At 43.2% G+C, this 18436-nt stretch carries 17 protein-coding genes; 12 read left to right on the top strand and 5 right to left on the bottom strand.

Translation table 11 applies throughout. The features are described 5' to 3' along the window. The first annotated feature begins 202 nt into the window (after positions 1 to 202). The 7 genes from ubiG to Q4592_RS14250 all read left to right on the top strand — a co-directional run bounded on the left by ubiG (position 203) and on the right by Q4592_RS14250 (position 7089). Positions 203 to 934, top strand: a complete 732-nt coding sequence (gene ubiG, locus Q4592_RS14280; RefSeq protein ID WP_137671415.1) for a bifunctional 2-polyprenyl-6-hydroxyphenol methylase/3-demethylubiquinol 3-O-methyltransferase UbiG — start codon at positions 203 to 205, stop codon at positions 932 to 934. After that, on the top strand, positions 927 to 1604 hold the full coding sequence (locus tag Q4592_RS14275) for an HAD family hydrolase (protein ID WP_303514238.1): 678 nt from the start codon (positions 927 to 929) through the stop codon (positions 1602 to 1604). Before ubiG ends, Q4592_RS14275 begins: the two co-directional genes overlap by 8 nt. Positions 1605 to 1893: 289 nt before the next feature. After that, positions 1894 to 4179, top strand: a complete 2286-nt coding sequence (nrdA, locus tag Q4592_RS14270) for a class 1a ribonucleoside-diphosphate reductase subunit alpha (protein ID WP_303514237.1) — start codon at positions 1894 to 1896, stop codon at positions 4177 to 4179. Between the two features lie 50 nt (positions 4180 to 4229). Then, positions 4230 to 5360 carry a class Ia ribonucleoside-diphosphate reductase subunit beta gene (nrdB, locus tag Q4592_RS14265; protein ID WP_137671418.1) on the top strand — a complete coding sequence of 377 codons (1131 nt, stop codon included), beginning with the start codon at positions 4230 to 4232 and terminating at the stop codon, positions 5358 to 5360. Then, on the top strand, positions 5360 to 5647 hold the full coding sequence (gene yfaE, locus Q4592_RS14260; protein ID WP_303514235.1) for a class I ribonucleotide reductase maintenance protein YfaE: 288 nt from the start codon (positions 5360 to 5362) through the stop codon (positions 5645 to 5647). Before nrdB ends, yfaE begins: the two co-directional genes overlap by 1 nt. Before the next feature lie 127 nt (positions 5648 to 5774). Beyond that, positions 5775 to 6647 (top strand): hypothetical protein, encoded by an 873-nt coding sequence (locus Q4592_RS14255; protein ID WP_303514232.1) that lies wholly within the window; start codon positions 5775 to 5777, stop codon positions 6645 to 6647. A gap of 91 nt (positions 6648 to 6738) precedes the next feature. Next, on the top strand, positions 6739 to 7089 hold the full coding sequence (locus Q4592_RS14250) for a DUF3802 family protein (RefSeq protein ID WP_137671426.1): 351 nt from the start codon (positions 6739 to 6741) through the stop codon (positions 7087 to 7089). On the opposite strand, the gene Q4592_RS14245 is transcribed toward Q4592_RS14250, so the two are convergent. Further along, positions 7090 to 8013: a LysR substrate-binding domain-containing protein gene (locus Q4592_RS14245; RefSeq protein WP_303514230.1), complete on the bottom strand. Its 924-nt coding sequence runs from the start codon at positions 8011 to 8013 to the stop codon at positions 7090 to 7092. 169 nt (positions 8014 to 8182) lie between these two features. Here Q4592_RS14245 and Q4592_RS14240 point away from each other — a divergent pair, with 169 nt between their 5' ends. The 5 genes from Q4592_RS14240 (at position 8183) to Q4592_RS14220 (ending at position 13523) form a co-directional block, all read left to right on the top strand. Continuing rightward, complete coding sequence (locus Q4592_RS14240; RefSeq protein ID WP_137671428.1) at positions 8183 to 9403, top strand: pyridoxal phosphate-dependent aminotransferase; 1221 nt, start codon at positions 8183 to 8185, stop codon at positions 9401 to 9403. A gap of 135 nt (positions 9404 to 9538) precedes the next feature. Beyond that, a complete protein-coding gene (locus Q4592_RS14235) occupies positions 9539 to 10840 on the top strand; it encodes an anti-phage deoxyguanosine triphosphatase (protein ID WP_303514226.1) in 1302 nt (433 codons plus the stop codon). A 275-nt stretch (positions 10841 to 11115) separates the two neighbouring features. Further along, positions 11116 to 11565 carry a CBS domain-containing protein gene (locus tag Q4592_RS14230; RefSeq protein WP_303514223.1) on the top strand — a complete coding sequence of 150 codons (450 nt, stop codon included), beginning with the start codon at positions 11116 to 11118 and terminating at the stop codon, positions 11563 to 11565. Between the two features lie 466 nt (positions 11566 to 12031). Beyond that, positions 12032 to 12871: a S9 family peptidase gene (locus Q4592_RS14225; protein WP_303514220.1), complete on the top strand. Its 840-nt coding sequence runs from the start codon at positions 12032 to 12034 to the stop codon at positions 12869 to 12871. Positions 12872 to 12923: 52 nt separating this feature from the next. After that, positions 12924 to 13523 carry an ACP phosphodiesterase gene (locus Q4592_RS14220; protein WP_303514218.1) on the top strand — a complete coding sequence of 200 codons (600 nt, stop codon included), beginning with the start codon at positions 12924 to 12926 and terminating at the stop codon, positions 13521 to 13523. 38 nt (positions 13524 to 13561) lie between these two features. Here the strand turns inward: Q4592_RS14220 and Q4592_RS14215 are convergent, their stop codons facing one another. From Q4592_RS14215 to pstB, 4 genes are all read right to left on the bottom strand, one after another. Beyond that, positions 13562 to 14392 carry a hypothetical protein gene (locus Q4592_RS14215; RefSeq protein ID WP_303514216.1) on the bottom strand — a complete coding sequence of 277 codons (831 nt, stop codon included), beginning with the start codon at positions 14390 to 14392 and terminating at the stop codon, positions 13562 to 13564. Between the two features lie 220 nt (positions 14393 to 14612). Next, complete coding sequence (gene aceA, locus Q4592_RS14210; RefSeq protein WP_303514213.1) at positions 14613 to 15923, bottom strand: isocitrate lyase; 1311 nt, start codon at positions 15921 to 15923, stop codon at positions 14613 to 14615. A gap of 940 nt (positions 15924 to 16863) precedes the next feature. After that, positions 16864 to 17568 (bottom strand): phosphate signaling complex protein PhoU, encoded by a 705-nt coding sequence (phoU, locus tag Q4592_RS14205; RefSeq protein ID WP_137671435.1) that lies wholly within the window; start codon positions 17566 to 17568, stop codon positions 16864 to 16866. 24 nt (positions 17569 to 17592) lie between these two features. Beyond that, positions 17593 to 18411, bottom strand: coding sequence for a phosphate ABC transporter ATP-binding protein PstB (gene pstB / locus Q4592_RS14200; protein WP_137671436.1), 819 nt, complete (start codon positions 18409 to 18411; stop codon positions 17593 to 17595). Between the last annotated feature and the right edge of the window lie 25 nt (positions 18412 to 18436).

The raw sequence follows: 18436 nt of genomic DNA, 5'->3' as shown, positions 1-18436 counted from the left end.
CGACAAAATCCTTCGTTTTTATTGCTTTTTACAATTACTAAGCGTAATCGCAAACTTTACCATAAAATAGCGGCCTTAACAGGCTTGATGTCGCTCTTTTCAGTTAGAAAAATGAAAAAACTCAAGAATTGAACAAAAGCTAGTGACTGCATTGAACAAGTTCTTATAATGCCTACAAATACTGATGTGGATTGAACCTTAAATGGAACACGGTAAAAATAACCAAAACGTTGATCATCAAGAGATTGCTCATTTTGCAGGCTTAGCCTCGCGATGGTGGGATAAACAAGGTGAGTTCAAAACCTTGCACCAAATCAATCCACTGCGTCTTGACTATATTGAACGGGGTGCAGCCGGCTTATTTGGCAAGAACGTATTAGATGTAGGTTGTGGCGGCGGCATTTTGGCCGAAAGCATGGCTGTTCGAGGTGCTAAGGTTACAGCCATTGATATGGGCAAAGAGCAAATAGAAGTGGCTAAACTGCATGCTTTAGAAACGGGCAGCCAGTTAAGCTATTTACAAACCACAGCCGAAGCCCATGCCGAAGAACATCCAGCAGCTTATGATGTAGTTACTTGCATGGAAATGATTGAACACGTGCCCGACCCTGGTTCGGTGATTGCTGCTTGTGCTCAATTAGTGAAACCTGGCGGCAAGATTTTTGTGTCCACCATTAATCGTACCCCTAAAGCTTACCTGTACATGATTTTAGCCGCAGAGAAACTACTCAAAATTGTTCCTAACGGCACTCATCAGCATGATAAGTTCATTCGCCCCTCAGAATTGTTAGCATGGGCTGACGACAATGCGCTACGCAGTGAGGCCATTAGCGGCGTACAGTTCTTCCCGGTGATTGAAAGCTTCCGCTTAAGTAACAATGTTGATGTTAACTATATGGTGCAACTGGCAAAGCCGGAGCTAAACAATGACTAAACAAGCGGCGGTGTTATTCGACTTAGACGGTACCTTATTAGATACCGCTCCCGACTTAGGCGCAGCAGCTAACTATGTATTAGCCAAACACCAACGAGCTCCGCTTAGTATGGCGCAAGCACGCCAGTTAAGCTCTCACGGCGCTATAGGTTTGCTCAAAGCAGGTTTTGGTGAGGCAGACTGGGCAAACCAAGCCCAAACAGAGTTACGCCAACAGCTGCTTGATTACTACCAACAGCACATTTGTGAAGGCACTGATTTCTTCTCAGGGATTAGGCAAGCTTTACAATGGCTGAATCAGCACTCGATTGCTTGGGGTGTGATTACCAATAAGCCTGAAGGGCTAAGCAAACAGCTACTTGCTCACTTCCCTGAGTTTGAACAATGCGCAGTATTAGTTGGTGGCGATACGATTGCCCAGCGTAAACCCGATCCTGAGCCAATGCTGCTCGCCTGCGACACCATCAAGGTAGATCCTCAACACTGTCTATATGTGGGTGATGCCGAGCGCGATATCGCCGCAGGCAACAACACAAACATGACCACTTTACTCGCATTATGGGGTTACATTTCAGAGCAAGATAATACAGAGCTTTGGGCTGCAGATTTACACTGTGAAAAAAGTGAGCAACTCGAACAAACTATAAGCGACTGGCTGAGCGAATTGTAGGCAGCTTCAAGTTTTATAAAAATAAATTTTTTGAGTAAAATTTTACGAAAAAAAACTTGCATTAATGCCAGCTAGCCAGCTTATATAGATAGCTAGTTAGTGAGCACTAACATATGTGAGTTATCTGCAAGTTATACACAATTTCTTCTTTTCTGCTAGAGCTTGCGAAAAAGCCAAAACCTCATTATCTTGTACCCATAGATTTTAAAAACACTATATCTAGTGGCTAACAGCAAATAGCAGTACTAGATAAGCAGCAGCAAAAATTAGGATACAGGGCCTCCCCTTCATGAATAAAGATCTTCTGATAACCAAACGAAGCGGTAAACAAGAAGCGATCAACTTAGATAAGATCCACCGAGTGATTACTTGGGCCGCTAAAGGCCTAAAAAACGTATCGGTATCGCAAGTAGAACTTAAATCTCACATCCAGTTCTATGACGGAATGGCGACCAAAGATATTCATGAAACCATTATTAAATCTGCTGCGGATTTAATCTCTCAAGAAACCCCAGATTATCAATTTTTGGCTGCACGTTTAGCCGTGTTCCATCTTCGTAAGAAAGCTTATGGCCAGTTTGAACCGCCAGCGCTTTACGACCACGTTGTAAAGCAATGCGAAGCAGGTCGTTACGACATCCATTTGCTAAAAGATTACACACCTGAAGAGTTCGCCCAAATGGACGATTTTATCGACCACTGGCGTGATATGGACTTTTCATACGGAGCGGTTAAGCAGTTAGAAGGTAAGTACCTTGTTCAGAACCGAGTCAGCGGCGAGATTTTTGAAAGCGCACAATTCTTGTATATTTTGGTAGCGGCGTGTTTATTTGCTCACTACGATAAATCGGTTCGATTAACCTACATCCGTCGCTTTTATGATGCGACCTCTAAGTTCAAAATCTCTTTGCCAACGCCGATTATGTCGGGCGTTCGTACTCCTACTCGCCAGTTCAGCTCTTGTGTATTAATTGAGTGTGGCGATAGCTTAGAGTCTATTAACGCAACAGCGTCTTCTATTGTTACCTACGTGTCGCAACGTGCAGGTATTGGTATCAACGCTGGTCGCATTCGTGCCCTAGGCAGTGAAATTCGCGGTGGCGAAGCCTTCCACACCGGTTGTATTCCATTCTATAAATACTTCCAAACTGCGGTTAAATGTTGTTCACAAGGCGGTGTTCGTGGTGGAGCAGCAACCATTTTCTACCCATTCTGGCACTTAGAAGTAGAGTCACTATTAGTACTTAAGAACAACCGTGGTGTAGACGACAACCGTGTTCGCCATATGGATTACGGTGTTCAGTTAAACAAATTGATGTACCAACGTTTGGTAAAAGGCGAAAACATCACCCTGTTCTCGCCAAGTGATACTCCAGGTTTATACGACGCCTTCTTTGAAGACCAAGACAAATTTGAACGTTTGTATGAGCAATACGAGCAAGACCCGAGTATTCGTAAAGAACAAATTAAGGCAGTCGATTTATTCTCTTTGTTAATGCAAGAGCGCGCGTCAACAGGTCGGATCTACATTCAAAACGTTGATCACTGTAATACGCACAGCCCATTTGACCCAGCTCAAGCCCCGGTACGTCAATCTAACCTGTGTTTAGAAATTGCCTTACCCACTAAGCCGCTGCAGCATGTACATGATGAAAACGGCGAAATTGCCCTTTGTACTTTATCGGCCTTTAACCTAGGTGCGATTGAAAACCTAGACGAGCTAGAAGAGTTATCAGACTTAGCGGTACGCGCTTTAGATAGCTTACTCGACTACCAAGATTACCCAATCAAAGCCGCGAAAAAAGGCTCTGACGGTCGCCGTACCTTAGGCATAGGCGTGATTAACTACGCCTATTACTTGGCCAAAAACGGTACTAAATACAGTGACGGCAGTGCTAACAACTTAACTCACCGTACCTTTGAAGCTATTCAGTACTGGCTATTAAAAGCCTCTATGCGTTTGGCCAAAGAGCAAGGTGCTTGTCCAATGTTTAACGAGACTACGTACTCGCAAGGCGTATTGCCTATCGATACCTACAAAAAGTCTCTCGATAAACTCAGTGACGAACCGCTGCATTATGATTGGGAAGAGCTACGCGAAGAGATCACTACGCATGGTTTGCGTAACTCTACCCTGTCGGCATTAATGCCATCAGAGACCTCAAGCCAAATCTCTAACGCGACCAATGGTATTGAACCACCACGTGGCTTTATTAGCGTTAAAGCCAGCAAAGACGGTATTCTTAAGCAAGTAGTGCCAGACTTCGAAAACCTTAAGCAAAATTACGAGCTGCTATGGGACATACCAAATAACGAAGGTTACTTGCAGTTAGTTGGCTTGATGCAGAAGTTTGTCGACCAAAGTATTTCAGCTAATACCAACTACGACCCAACCCGTTATGAAGGCAACCGCGTACCAATGAAAGCGCTGATTGCCGACCTATTAACCGCCTATAAATACGGGGTTAAGACGTTGTATTATCATAACACCCGTGATGGCGCTAGCGACCAACATGACGATATGAAGCCAGAGCCAGAAGACGATGATTGCGCTGGCGGTGCATGTAAGATTTAAGCCAAGTTTACGCGTGTAAGCGCAACAAGAATTTTTAGGAAAAAATGTAGATGAGCTACTCAATTTTTACTCAAAATGCCAACGACGCCACCAAAGAGCCAATGTTCTTTGGTCAGCCGGTAAACGTGGCCCGTTATGACCAACAACGTCATGAGATATTTGAAAAACTAATCGAAAAGCAGCTGTCCTTTTTCTGGCGCCCAGAAGAAGTAGACGTAAGCCGTGACCGGATTGATTACAACAAATTGCCCGCTCACGAGCAGCATATCTTTATTAGTAATCTAAAGTACCAAACGCTGTTAGATAGCATTCAAGGCCGTTCGCCAAATGTTGCATTACTGCCGCTAGTCAGCTTGCCTGAGCTAGAAACCTGGATTGAAACGTGGGCCTTTAGTGAAACGATTCACTCACGCTCATATACTCACATTATTCGTAACATAATGGGCAATCCTGGTGAAGTGTTTGACGACATTATGGAAAACGAAGAGATCATCAAACGTGCCAATGACATTGCTGGTTACTACGATGATTTAATTCAAGCCACCTCTATTTACCATTTACACGGTGAAGGTCAACACGAAGTGGCAGGCGTGGTTCACAACATTACCGTGCGTGAACTCAAGAAAAAACTCTACTTGTGTTTAATGTCGGTAAACGTACTGGAAGCAATCCGCTTCTACGTAAGTTTTGCTTGTTCGTTTGCTTTTGCCGAGCGCGAGTTAATGGAAGGTAATGCCAAAATCATCAAACTGATTGCCCGCGATGAAGCATTGCACCTTACCGGCACACAGCACATGATTAACCTAATGCGCGAAGGCAAAGACGACCCAGAAATGGCCGAAATTGCCGCCGAGTGTGAAGTTGATGCATGGCGCATGTTTACTGATGCAGCTGAGCAAGAAAAAGAGTGGGCACAATACCTATTCAAAGACGGCTCGATGATCGGTTTAAACGAAGAAATCTTAAGCCAGTACGTAGAGTACATTACCAATACACGTATGCAGGCCGTTGGTTTACTACCTTGCTTTGAAGACCGCAGTAATCCTATCCCATGGATTAACTCATGGTTAGTCTCAGACAATGTACAAGTTGCTCCACAAGAAGCGGAAATCAGTTCTTACCTTGTGGGTCAGATTGATTCAAGTATAGACATTGATGACTTCGAGGATTTCGAACTGTAATGTCTCAGCAAGAAGGTCGCGTTATAGCAGGCGGTGTTGAGGTGGTCGTAGACGGCCACCACAAGAGCATTCTCGAAGCCTATGAACAAGCGGGATTTACCCCAGAGTTTCATTGTCGCGAGGGCGTGTGTGGCGCCTGCCGTACCACCTTAGTAAAAGGTGAAGTGGAATATACCCAATCACCTTTAGCTAACATCCCTAAAGGTCAAATCCTTAGCTGCTGCAGCAAACCTAAAGGGACTATTGAAGTAGCCGAACTCCCTCCAATTAAGCAAAAGATAGCCTAATTCAAGCACCTTAAAACCCTAATAATTAACCAAGCTTGAACTATACTTCTAATAAGCACTTTAGTTTTTCTGTGAATGACAGATAACAAAGATACGTCTGTTTAATTGAGTTTCCAGAGAGGCCGCGATGATCATTCGACGCCAACCGTTGATAGTAATTAGCAGCTCGCTATTACTGCTTACCGTTGTGCTTATCGGTTGGAAAGTGATGAGCACACCGCCCATTAGTGAAACCGCCATTTGCCGGGCGGCTATTGCCACTCATTTTATGCAACGCCAACTTGGTCAAATTCAAGCCCTGCCGGATTATCCTCATCAGTATGTTAGTGCTAGCCATGTGGGCGATATCCCTAAATCCATCGATTGCCAAATCAGTGGCCAACTAATCAGTATTAGCCAACAAAGCCAAGCAATAGCCAACCTTTATGTTGAACAAAAGCGCAACCAAATCGCCATTATTGTACCGCGGCAAGCCGCACCAAACCGAGTCAGGTTATTCACCCGCGAACAACTTACCTTCCCTAAAGTGCGTTTATCGAAACACGATTTAGCTACTGGCATTCATGAGATGTATGGCGAGGGGTTTGATACCAACCAAGTGATTCAGCAAACCGTTGCCTTGGTTAAAGCGAACCACATTTGTGGCCAGTTAGAACGTCAAAAAAATTTAAAGCTGTCCCCCGTGCCAATGAGCGATAGCTATATGAAGCAAGCGCATAAACTCACTCCCTACCTCATTAACATGGTACAGCGTTCGCCACTCAAGGTTGAGGAAATACAAAGAACTAAGCAGCAAATCGCCCAGTTAGAAAGCGGTTTTCAAGAGAATACCAAGAGCTTGGTAAATTGGCTTCAGCAAACCCAAAGTAACACGCCAATAGATAAGCGATTATTGGAGTATCATTTGCGTGATTTGAAGCGTGCTAATCCAAGGCTCTACCTGCCTAGCTCTTGTAACCAAGCTTATGTTCACTCAGCAGAACTCACTCAAACCCTATAACTGTGAACAAATGTGTCTCAGCGCATGTTGTTTTCGCGCTTATTCGTTATACACTACCCCTACTAAGTGATTAAGAGAGGAAGATGACACAATGGTAACTGATAGCGAAGGTTACATTCAGCTAATTGGCTTTTTAACAGATAACCTGGCTTTGTTTGAACACACTCAAGCCCAGAAAAATCCGTTAACCATTTGCGATTATGTATCTGAACAGTTATCCGAAAGTGTTATGTTGGTCTGTCGCCAACATGAGCATCTTGAGAGCGAACACCGTTTCATTGTTATTCGGGAAATTGATGCCATCGTAAATGACTTAGAGCAGGTATTGTCTGGAGTGTGGATGTCTAGCCCTACTCAGCAGCAGCAACAGTTCATTGATGAATTTGTTGGGCTCATTAAGAATATGTTCGACAACCAACTGATTGCCGTCGATCCCATTTAGTTAGTTGCTACCAAAAGCTTTAATGCCCTGTAAATGACTAAAGCAATGCTCCCTCGCAATATCTAAAAAGGCTTCAATGTAGGCGCTGTCTTGATGACTCTCATGGCGCGCCGCATACAAGTTCTGCCACAAATGCCCGTCACCCAATTCGCGCGTAACGATATAACCTTTGTTTACATACTCGGTTAAAGCCCAATTTGGTAATACCGCTACTCCGCGACCACTGGCCACTAACTGCATCATCATTATGGTCATATCAACTTTACGCACCGCTAACGGTTCTACGCCTGCGGGATCGAGAAACAGATTAAATAAATCTAAGCGGTGGGTATCAACCGGGTAAGAAATAAGCACTTGATTGGCAAAATCCTCGGGCTCAATCACGGCTTTCTTTGCTAAGGGATGATTTGGGCTTAACGCTAAGGTAGGTTGATATGAGAATAAAGGCTGAAACACAATGCCCTCGCAAGGCTGAGGATCAGAGGTTATCACCAAATCAAGCTGGCCTTGGGCAAGTTCAGGCAAGGGTTCAAAGCTAAAACCACTGCTAAAATCTAATTCTACATCTGGCCAAAGGCCGCGGTAATTATCAATAGCTGGCATTAACCAATTAAAACAGCTGTGGCACTCAATGGCTAAATGCAGTCGCCCGGCTTGTCCGCCCACCAACCTAGCAAGCTCTCGCTCGGTATGTTGAACTTGCTCTAGTACATTGTCGGCCAGTTCCAACACTCGTAATCCCGCCATGGTGAATCGTAACGGCTTGGTTTTACGCACAAACAACTTTGCCCCAATGCGTGATTCTAACTCTTTTAACTGATGAGAAAGCGCCGATTGGGTTAAACATAAGCGCTGAGCAGCGACCACTAATGAGCCAGTTTCTCTAAGCGCTTGTAAGGTTTTTAAGTGTTTGAGTTCTAACATAGTCTCGCAATGGTTTGAGGTTTTGCTCGGCCAGTTTATCACCAACTATTGGTGGTTCAGCCCTTTACTAATAAAAAATCCTGAAAAAGCTCAAATACCTTCGGCAAACACTTGCATGCAACCAAAAAAAGTAAGTTAATACGTCTATTCTAAAGGGACAGAAATAATCATGTATCAAATAGAGAAGTCACATAAGCTAGATAACGTATGCTACGACATTCGTGGTCCGGTATTAAAACAAGCTAAACGCCTCGAAGAAGATGGCCACCGAGTAATCAAATTAAATATTGGCAACACTGCCGAATTTAATTTTGAAGCCCCGGAAGAAATTCTAGTAGACGTAATTCATAACCTACCTACTGCCCAAGGTTACTGTGACTCCAAAGGTTTGTTCTCTGCCCGTAAAGCGGTGATGCATCATTATCAGTTACAAGGTTTACGTACCACCACGCTAGAAGATATTTATCTCGGTAATGGGGTAAGCGAACTTATCGTTATGGCCATGCAAGCGCTATTAAATAATGGCGATGAAATGCTAGTGCCCTCACCCGACTACCCGTTATGGACCGCAGCGGTAACACTCTCTGGTGGTAACCCAGTTCATTATGAATGCGATGAAGAAGCCGGCTGGTTCCCTGACATTGAAGATATTCGCAGTAAAATCACACCGCGTACTAAAGGTTTAGTGGTTATAAACCCTAATAACCCAACCGGTGCGGTATACAGCAAAGAATTGCTGCTTGAATTGGTAGAGCTTGCCCGCCAACACAATCTTATTTTGTTTGCCGACGAAATTTACTCAAAAGTGATTTACGATGAAGCGCTACACGTGCCTTTATCCACCTTGTCAGACGATGTATTAACGCTCACCTTTAACGGTTTGTCTAAAGCTTATCGCGTATGTGGTTTCCGCTCTGGTTGGTTGTTAGTAAGCGGGCCGAAACATCGCGCTAAAGATTATATAGACGGTTTAGATATGCTGGCGTCTATGCGCCTTTGTGCCAATGTACCGGTACAACATGCCATTCAAACAGCCCTAGGTGGCTACCAAAGTATTAACGAGCTTATTGTCCCTGGTGGTCGATTATACGAACAGCGAAACCTGGCTTGGGAATTATTAAATGATATTCCAGGAGTAAGCTGCGTTAAGCCACAAGGGGCTATGTACTTGTTCCCTAAACTGGACGTTAAGAAATTTAATATTAAAGACGACCAGCAGTTTGCATTAGATTTATTGCAACAAGAGAAGATTTTAGTAGTACAAGGCACCGGCTTTAACTGGAGCAAACCCGATCACTTCCGCATTGTATTTCTTCCTCGAGAAGAAGAGCTACGCGAAGCTATTGGCCGTATCGCTACCTTCCTTGATGGTTATCGCCAAGCAGACTAAACCAAGTAAAGTAAAGTGAAGTAGAGGGCGCTAACTGCGCCCTTTTTTATTGCTTTTTGCCTTAGCATAAGGTCATGTTATTTTTAGAAAATGTGTTGTACTGTAAACAACATCATTTTTTAAAGAGCCACTTGAATGAATGCACTGAGTGAACAAGCCGGTACAGCACGCTACGCAGAAGATCAAAGCCAACGTCGTAACGACCACCGTAACTCTTGGCAACGGGATCGCGCCCGCATCCTCCACTCAGCCGCGTTTCGTCGCTTACAAAATAAAACTCAGGTGCTGAGCATTGGTAATAACGACTTTTACCGCACGCGCCTCACTCACTCTCTCGAGGTTGCTCAAATTGGCACCGGCATTGTTGGCCACTTACACACCGTTAAGCATGCTCAAAACCATTGTCTTCCAGAGCTAAACTTAATAGAAAGCTTGTGCTTGGCTCATGATATTGGCCACCCTCCTTTCGGCCATGGAGGTGAAGTGGCGCTTAACTACATGATGCGCGACGATGGTGGCTTTGAAGGCAACGCGCAAACCTTTCGCATTCTTACCAAGCTAGAACCCTACACAAAAAATAACGGGATGAATCTCACTCGCCGCACTTTGCTAGGCATAATGAAGTACCCCTGTTTGCTCAGTCAGCTCCAACGCCAGCCCTTGCCGCCTGTAGCTAAAAGCTTTCGCCAGCTAAAGGTTGCAGATTGGGCGCCAGCTAAAGGTGTTTACGATGACGACAAACATTTATACGACTGGGTATTAGCCAGCGTATCAGAACAAGACCGAGAACAGTTTGTTCACTCCAGAGACATGGGCGAGCAACAACACCGTAAATCAAGCTTTAAGTCTCTAGACTGTTCAATTATGGAGTTAGCTGATGACATTGCTTATGGAGTGCATGACTTAGAAGATGCCATTGTAATGGGCATTGTGAATCGTCATGATTGGCAAGAACAAGTGGCCTCTGCCATCGCCGATATTAAACAATGCTGGTTAGCGGATGAAATAGGCCCTCTATCGGTCAAACTGTTTAGCCGCCACCATTACGACCAAAAAGACGCCATAGGAAGTTTAGTTAACGCCTTTATCACCTCTATTAGTTTGCAAGAGCAACAGCGCTTTGGCGAGCCCTTATTAGATTTACAAGCCAGAATGGACCCACCAATGGCGCAAGCGTTAGAAGTACTCAAGCGCTTTGTATTGCATTATGTTATTCAAACACCAGAAATTGAAATGGTACGCTTTAAAGGCCAGCAAGTAGTAATGGAGTTATTCCAAGCATTTGCTAGTGACCCAATGCGCCTCTTACCCCTTAATACCCGTAGACGCTGGCAGCAAGCCGGAGAAGACGGAGATAGCCAAGCGCGTGTTATTGCCGACTACATAGCCGGTATGACTGATGATTACGCCAACCGACTGTTCCAAACCTTATTTTAAACCGTGAGCCAGCTTGTTAACCCACCATTAAAACCACCCTTAGCGTCCTACCTCACTAAGGGTGTAAACCTCAAACACAGCTAAGTTTTTGACGTATTTTGCAGCAGAACATTACCCATTTTGCAAAGTATTCAATTGTATTTTTAGCGCTTTTTCTAGCGATACGACAAGTCTTAACCAGCGCCTAAAAAAGCGTTAAATTCGTTGATTTTTATCAAGTCGCTTTCCCCCTAAACCACTAGATTTAAGGGAGATAAACAACAAGAGGTATCGTTATGATTAAAATTGCAGACATCATGACAACTAACCCCCATACCGCCTCAGAGCAAACTACGCTAGAGCAAGCGATTAGCCTGTGCAATGAACATAAGATCCGCCACATTCCCATCGTCGATAACCAGCAAAACCTCATTGGCCTAGTAAGCGAGCGCACTTTGTTAGCGGCACAAGAGTCTTCACTTAGTAACACAAGCAAAGAACAGCGCACCGCTCACGAACAACAAATTATGCTTTGCCATATTATGGTGACCAAGTTACATACTGTAGATCCAGAGGCTGGTGTGGGCGAAGCAGCAAGGCATATAGAGCGTTACAGAATTGGATGCTTACCCGTGGTAGACGGTAAAAAGCTGATAGGTATTATTACCGATACTGATTTTGTTGGTGTGGCAATTTCTTTGTTAGAAATGTTAGCAGAACAAGAGCCTTTACACTCAGACAGTTAGGTAATATTACAACAATATTACAAATTTTAGTGACACACCACTAACTAATACACGAACATAAATTAAATTTTAGTAAAAAAATTACAAATAGAGGTTGTTTTGTGAGCTGCGTCACGATAGGATTGCACCATAAATTGTTTGGCGCTTTCATCCTATGGCGCTGTATTCAGCCGATACTGAATTTGTCGATTTATGGGGCCACTAATCGCCCCTGCTATTTTGCGCTTTAGCTGTAGCACGTATTAGTCATTCCTTATGTTTTTTTAGTCCAGCCTAGCGCTGGATTTTTTTTGTCTGCTTCTCCACCCCGTACGCCAATTAATCGTTAACCGATAAACAATACCCCCCAGAAATGCTAGTATTTTCCGTTCTTTAGTTTGCCTTGCTCGGCATGACAATGCTTATCGACAGCAATATGTTCTGACCACTTAAGCTCGGTTAATAGCCACTGTTACGGATAATAAAAATGCACGCTCGAATACTCACGTTGGGGTTAGTTCTTTTAAGCAGTTGCTGCATCGCCGAGGATAACGGCGAAACCCTATGGATCCCAATGACGGATCCAGGGCTATTGTGGGACAGCGAGATAAGGCTTGAGGCAACTCTTTACAAACCTATTGGCGAAGGCCCATTTCCCTTAGTCGTGTTTAATCATGGGTCTACCGGTCCTGGCATTATTGATAAAGACTTGAGCATTAAACCTTGGGGTTTAGGCGCTTACTTTACTAAGCACAATATCGCGTTGTTAGTGCCTATGCGCCGTGGCCGCGGTAACTCTGAAGGCGAGTATAAAGAATCTTACAATTGTAGTGTCAACAGCGTGGAAGCAGGCCTACGTTATGCGCAACAAAGTTTAGACGCCACTTTCGCTTTTATTAAACAGCAAACTTGGGTCGACCAAGACAAAATCTTAATCAGTGGTAATTCTCGTGGTGGCTTACTCTCTGTGGTTTATGCAGCCAAACATCCAACCTTGTTCAAAGGTGTGGTTAATTTTTCTGGTGGCTGGATGGGTGAGCAATGCCAAATAAACGCCGAGAGTGCCAGCAACCTCGGTTTGTTCGCACAAGCAGCACAAAATAATCCGCTGCCACATTTGTTTATCTACGGACGTAACGACGCCTATTACTCTGACAGCACCATACAAAGTTACGTAAACGCATTTGCTGAACATTCCTCCCAAGTAGAATTTCAGTTCTATCAATTAGGTGGCGACATCAATGGCCATGAAGTGTTTTATAACTATGGTGATTTATGGCTCTATGGATACAATCAGTTCTTGAAGCAAACGGGCATGCTAAAGTAATTTACCTGCTATTTTACTGCCTTAGGGCGTTACACTGATATAAGCTCATTGAATGAATTACCTTGCGCATTTCCATATCGCCCAATACACCAATACCTCTATACCCGGGGCATTACTTGGCGACTTTGTGAAAGGTAACCAGTGGCAATATTATCCTGAGCCTGAACAACTAGGGATATTATTGCATCGGCATATAGACAGCTTTACCGATCAACAGGTTGCTCAACTAAAGCTTAATCTCTGCTTTCATCCAACAATGCGTCGCTATGCAGGCATCGCCTTAGATGTATATTTTGATTATTTGTTGAGCCAACATTGGCCTCACTATCACTCTGGCTCCAGGGATGAATTTATTACGCATTGCTACCAACAGTTGCACAATTACCCGCTCAAAGAACGCGCGTTGGTCACCGCCACGCATATGCGCGAATACGATTGGCTTACCCACTACAATGACCATCAGCAAATAACAGGAACTTTAAAAGCAATAAGTCGTCGACTCCGTCGCCCAACTAAGCTTGAATTGATGTTAGGTGACATAGATAAACATAGCCAAACCATAGATCAGGCCTTTTCTGAGTTTTACCCACTGGTGTTAAAAAGGGTGATTAAATTTGTACACCAATATAATCTAGAAAGTTCAAGTCATTAAAAAGAGGGTAAGCCCTCTCTTTAATCAAATCGAAAAAATTAAAGCAAAGAGTCGATGGGAGCGTATGAGAAATGGCATAAACTCTGTGGGTCAGAGCCCAATTCAGCATCTTTAATTAACGCAACTGAAGCTAACTCGTAATCAGTTGCACCATTACGCATATCTAATCGAAGAATCTCATCTACCTGGGCAATATCAAAATCACCTCGAGCATCAGTATTATTAACCAAACAAGATACAGGAATTAGTACCGCATTCCATTCACCATTGGCTTGTATCTCTTGCATTTTAGTTTGGTGAAAAAACATATTGGCGCGATTAACATAGTCAATCACATTACCTTCGCCATCGCTTGTTCCCAAATTAGTTTGCATTGAAAATAGGTTGAACTGGCCAACAATGTCGTTCCAATCTACCGTGTTATCCACGTAAGTTGCTAATCCAACTTTCATCAGTAACACAAAGGCACCTGATGATTCAAACTCACTCAAATCCATAGATTTGTTTGCAACTAGTTTTAGGTAAGCTTCTGATTCAGATGCAGTTGTAGAAATAGCTAACGACTCAATCAGCTCCCCTTCAACCTCTACAGTGCTGCCCGTTTCAACTGTGATACCAGAATCACTGTAACGTTGGTTCATTGTATACTCATGATCGGAAAACCCATCAGCGCTTCCAACCAATAAACGTAAACCTGGGTAAACCTCGCTTCCCTCGAGTAAAATATTAATATCTTTCAAAGGTTCAGGAGTAATTAATGGCGTAGAAGGCGAATCACCGCCAGCACTACCACCGTCACTACCTCCACCACAACCACTCAATAATAAGGCGATACATGAAATTCCCGATACCAATAACTTGTACTTCAAAATAGATCCCTCTATAAATTTCGTTAAAATAAATTCACGGTCGGGTTATAACCTAAGCCATATTAGAATGAAACAATAAATATCAAACATCTAAAATAAAAGCATAAATATTAATGGTTATGACAGATAAATTAATAAAAGAAAAAGAGCAACCCTTGGGCTGCTCAAAAAAGTGTGTTACTTAGCTTGTTATTATTATTTTACTTAGGGACCTAAGCGTTTAGCTAAATTGCTCTTCTTCTGTAGAACCTGTTAAAGCGGTAACAGATGATTGGCCACCTTGAATAACATTAGTCACTTGATCAAAGTAACCGGTGCCCACTTCTTGTTGATGCGCTACAAAGGTGTAACCACGATCTGCAGCCTGGAATTCTTTCTCTTGCACCATATTTACGTAATGCTTCATGCCTTCGCCCTGCGCGTAGTTATGCGCTAAGTCGAACATGTTGTACCACATGTTATGAATACCGGCTAAAGTAATGAATTGGTATTTATAGCCCATGTCGCTAAGCTCTTGTTGGAACTTCGCAATAGTTTCATCATCCAAATTTTTGCGCCAGTTGAATGATGGAGAACAGTTGTAAGCCAACAGTTGGTCAGGGTGTTTAGCATGAATAGCTTCAGCGAATTTACGCGCTTCTTCTAAACACGGCGTAGCTGTTTCACACCAAATCAAATCTGCGTATTCGGCATAAGCTAAGCCACGACTAATCGCCTGATCGATACCCGCGTTTACTTTGTAGAATCCTTCTGCTGTGCGTTCACCTTGCACAAATTCAGCGTCATAAGGGTCAACGTCTGAAGTCAATAGGTCAGCAGCATTGGCATCAGTACGGGCAATAACCAGTGTTGGTACACCTGCTACATCAGCTGCAAATCGTGCAGCGACTAGCTTCTGAACCGCTTCTTGGGTTGGAACCAATACTTTACCGCCCATGTGACCACATTTTTTCACTGACGCTAATTGATCTTCAAAGTGAACACCTGCCGCACCTGCTTTGATCATGTTTTTCATCAGTTCAAAGGCGTTTAGTACGCCGCCAAACCCTGCTTCAGCGTCTGCAACAATCGGCAAGAAATAATCTAAGCCACCGTTCGCTGGCGATAGGCCGTTTGCCCACTGAATTTGGTCAGCGCGCTGGAAAGAGTTATTAATGCGCTCAACCACTTTTGGCACAGAATCGACTGGATACAAGGATTGGTCTGGGTACATGCTTGATGCAGAATTGTTATCGGCAGCAACCTGCCAACCAGATAGGTAAATGGCTTCAATGCCCGCTTTAGCTTGCTGAACGGCTTGGCCACCGGTTAGTGCACCCAAACAGTTAACATAGCCTTTTTTGGCTTGGCCATTGACGAGAGACCATAATTTTTCTGCGCCGCGACGCGCTACTGTATTTTCTGGAATGAATGAACCGCGCAATTTAACAACTTCTTCCGCGCTATAAGGGCGCTTAACCCCCTTCCAACGAGGATTCTCTGCCCAGTCTTTTTCTAATGCTTGAATTTGCTGTTCTCTTGTTAATGTCATGTTCAATCCCTCTTAGACCCTATTCCTAGATACAATTTACTTGTACCGCATATTCACGTAGTTCTTTCTATACCCGCTATAACTGCGGATTGTTTTAGTGCACACCAAGCCAACAGGGCTTGGAAAATTTAACTCAGTACTTTTACCTTTTTCTGGTTTTATCTAAAAGTACTGAGCCAATGTGTGAGGCGCCATGGTCAGCATTATTATTGCTATTGGCTGTGGCTACTGCCTCACTCTAGCTGGGTTAAATAGGCCTGAGCCTGTTTAACATGGTCGGCTAATGCGTTCAGTGTTTACCTATTGCTTATATGTCATATGAATCACCCGTAAATCACGACCCAAAATGTAATAATCACGTAGTTGTAACTCAGGTTACGATAAGCAACAGCCTCAATGTTAAACACTAAAACTAAAGTCTCACCAGCAGATAAATTTAAAACAACCGTTTCAAAACCACCTCAAGACCCTGTTTTTTATATCATCGTAAAAAACAAAAGCAAAGCTTTATTTAAAGTAATAACTCTAAATACGCAACATTTCAGCAACATGCTTGTTACTACAAAAGTCTAGAAAAGGAATTTAATTACGTAATTAAATAACCTAATGACGTTATCGTAATGACTAGCGCCAGAATTAATTAACCTTTACGTAAACGTAAGGATTATTAGAAATGAATGAAAAGAAACAAGAGAAGGCGATATTATCCATTAAAAATAGTAGCTTAAGGAAAAATTAAAACAGTAGTTTAAATCTTATTTTGCAATTTTCACTGAGAGATTGATCGTTGACTCGACCGAAGCTGAAAGTGAGTCGTTATAAAACAAAACTCTAATCCCTGACTGTTCAGACCAGAAAAACAAAATTTTTTTGAAAAAAATATTCGGAAAAATAAAAAAGCCGACAATATGCCGGCTTTTAACTGGGTAATACCTATTAACTACAGCAGTTTTTCTACTTCATCACCGGCTAAATGGCGAATATCCTTACCTCTTACGAAGTAGATAATGTACTCAGCAATGTTTTGGCAACGGTCGCCAACACGCTCGATCGCTCTCGCAGCAGCTAAAGCATCTAGTACCTGGGGAATAGAACGTGGATCTTCCATCATGTAAGTCATTAACTCACGAATCAAACGTTCGTATTCTTTATCTACTTTTTTATCTTCTTGGTGTACTTGCCACGCAGTTTCTACATCCATACGTGCAAACCCATCTAACACGTCGTGCAGCATTTTTGCCGTATGTTGGCCTAAATGCTCCAAACTGGTTAACGATGCTTTAAAAGGTTTGTCCATATTGCGCTCAACCATACGTGCAATGCTTTCTGCAGCATCACCAATACGTTCTAAATCTGCAATGGTTTTAATAATGGCCATGACTATACGTAAGTCACTTGCTGCTGGCTGGCGCTTCGCAATAATGCGCGTACACTCTTCATCAATTGCCACTTCAAAAGAGTTAACTTTGCTATCGGTAGTGATAACTTTATTCACCAATTCAGCATCGGGCCGGCTTAACAAGCTAAGAGCGTCTTTTAGTTGTTGTTCAACTAATCCACCCATCGCCATAATCTGATTACGCACATGATCAAGTTCAGCATTAAACTGACCAGATATGTGTTTATTCATATTTAACTTATCCATATCTCTTCCTCAGCCACGGTATGGTTAACCGTAGCGGCCTGTAATGTAATCTTCGGTTTGTTTCTTCGCCGGTGTGGTAAACAAGGTATTGGTATCAGCGTATTCCACCATGTCGCCCATATACATAAAGGCTGTTTGGTCGGATACACGCGCCGCTTGTTGCATATTGTGAGTCACAATCACCACGGTGTAACGACTCTTGAGGTCGTTAATCAGTTCTTCAATCGTCAATGTTGAAATTGGGTCGAGAGCCGATGTAGGTTCATCCAATAATAGCACTTCTGGCTCAATAGCAATGGCGCGAGCAATAACTAAACGTTGTTGCTGACCACCTGATAAACCAAAGGCATTTTCGTGCAAACGATCTTTTACTTCTTCCCAAAGTGCTGCGCCACGTAATGAGCGCTCTACTGCTTCATCTAATACTCGGCGGTCTTTTATACCTTGTAGGCGTAAACCGTAAACCACATTCTCATAAATTGATTTAGGGAATGGGTTTGGGCGCTGGAATACCATGCCCACATTACGACGTAGCGCCGCAACATCTACGCTTTTGTCATAAATGTTTTGGCCATGCAGCATAATTTCGCCGCTAATTTTACAAATATCAACCAAGTCGTTCATGCGGTTAATACAACGCAACAAGGTAGATTTACCACAACCCGACGGGCCAATAAATGCGGTAACCTGCCCTTTAGGGATCTTCATCGATACGTCGAACAAGGCTTGTTTACTACCGTAGTAAAGATCGAGATTCTTTACTTCCAAAGCGGTTTGTTCTGCCGTTAAGTTAGCCAAATCTAATTTAGTATCTCGACTATTTTCTGTATTCAAAGAAATCATTTTTTTTCCTACAAATTTGCCGTTA

The organism is Agarivorans sp. 1_MG-2023, from assembly GCF_030548385.1.
In the GTDB taxonomy this organism is placed as follows: Bacteria; Pseudomonadota; Gammaproteobacteria; order Enterobacterales; family Celerinatantimonadaceae; genus Agarivorans.
The sequence above is the reverse complement of the archived record's forward strand: the minus strand, read 5'-3'. Positions and strand labels throughout refer to the sequence as shown.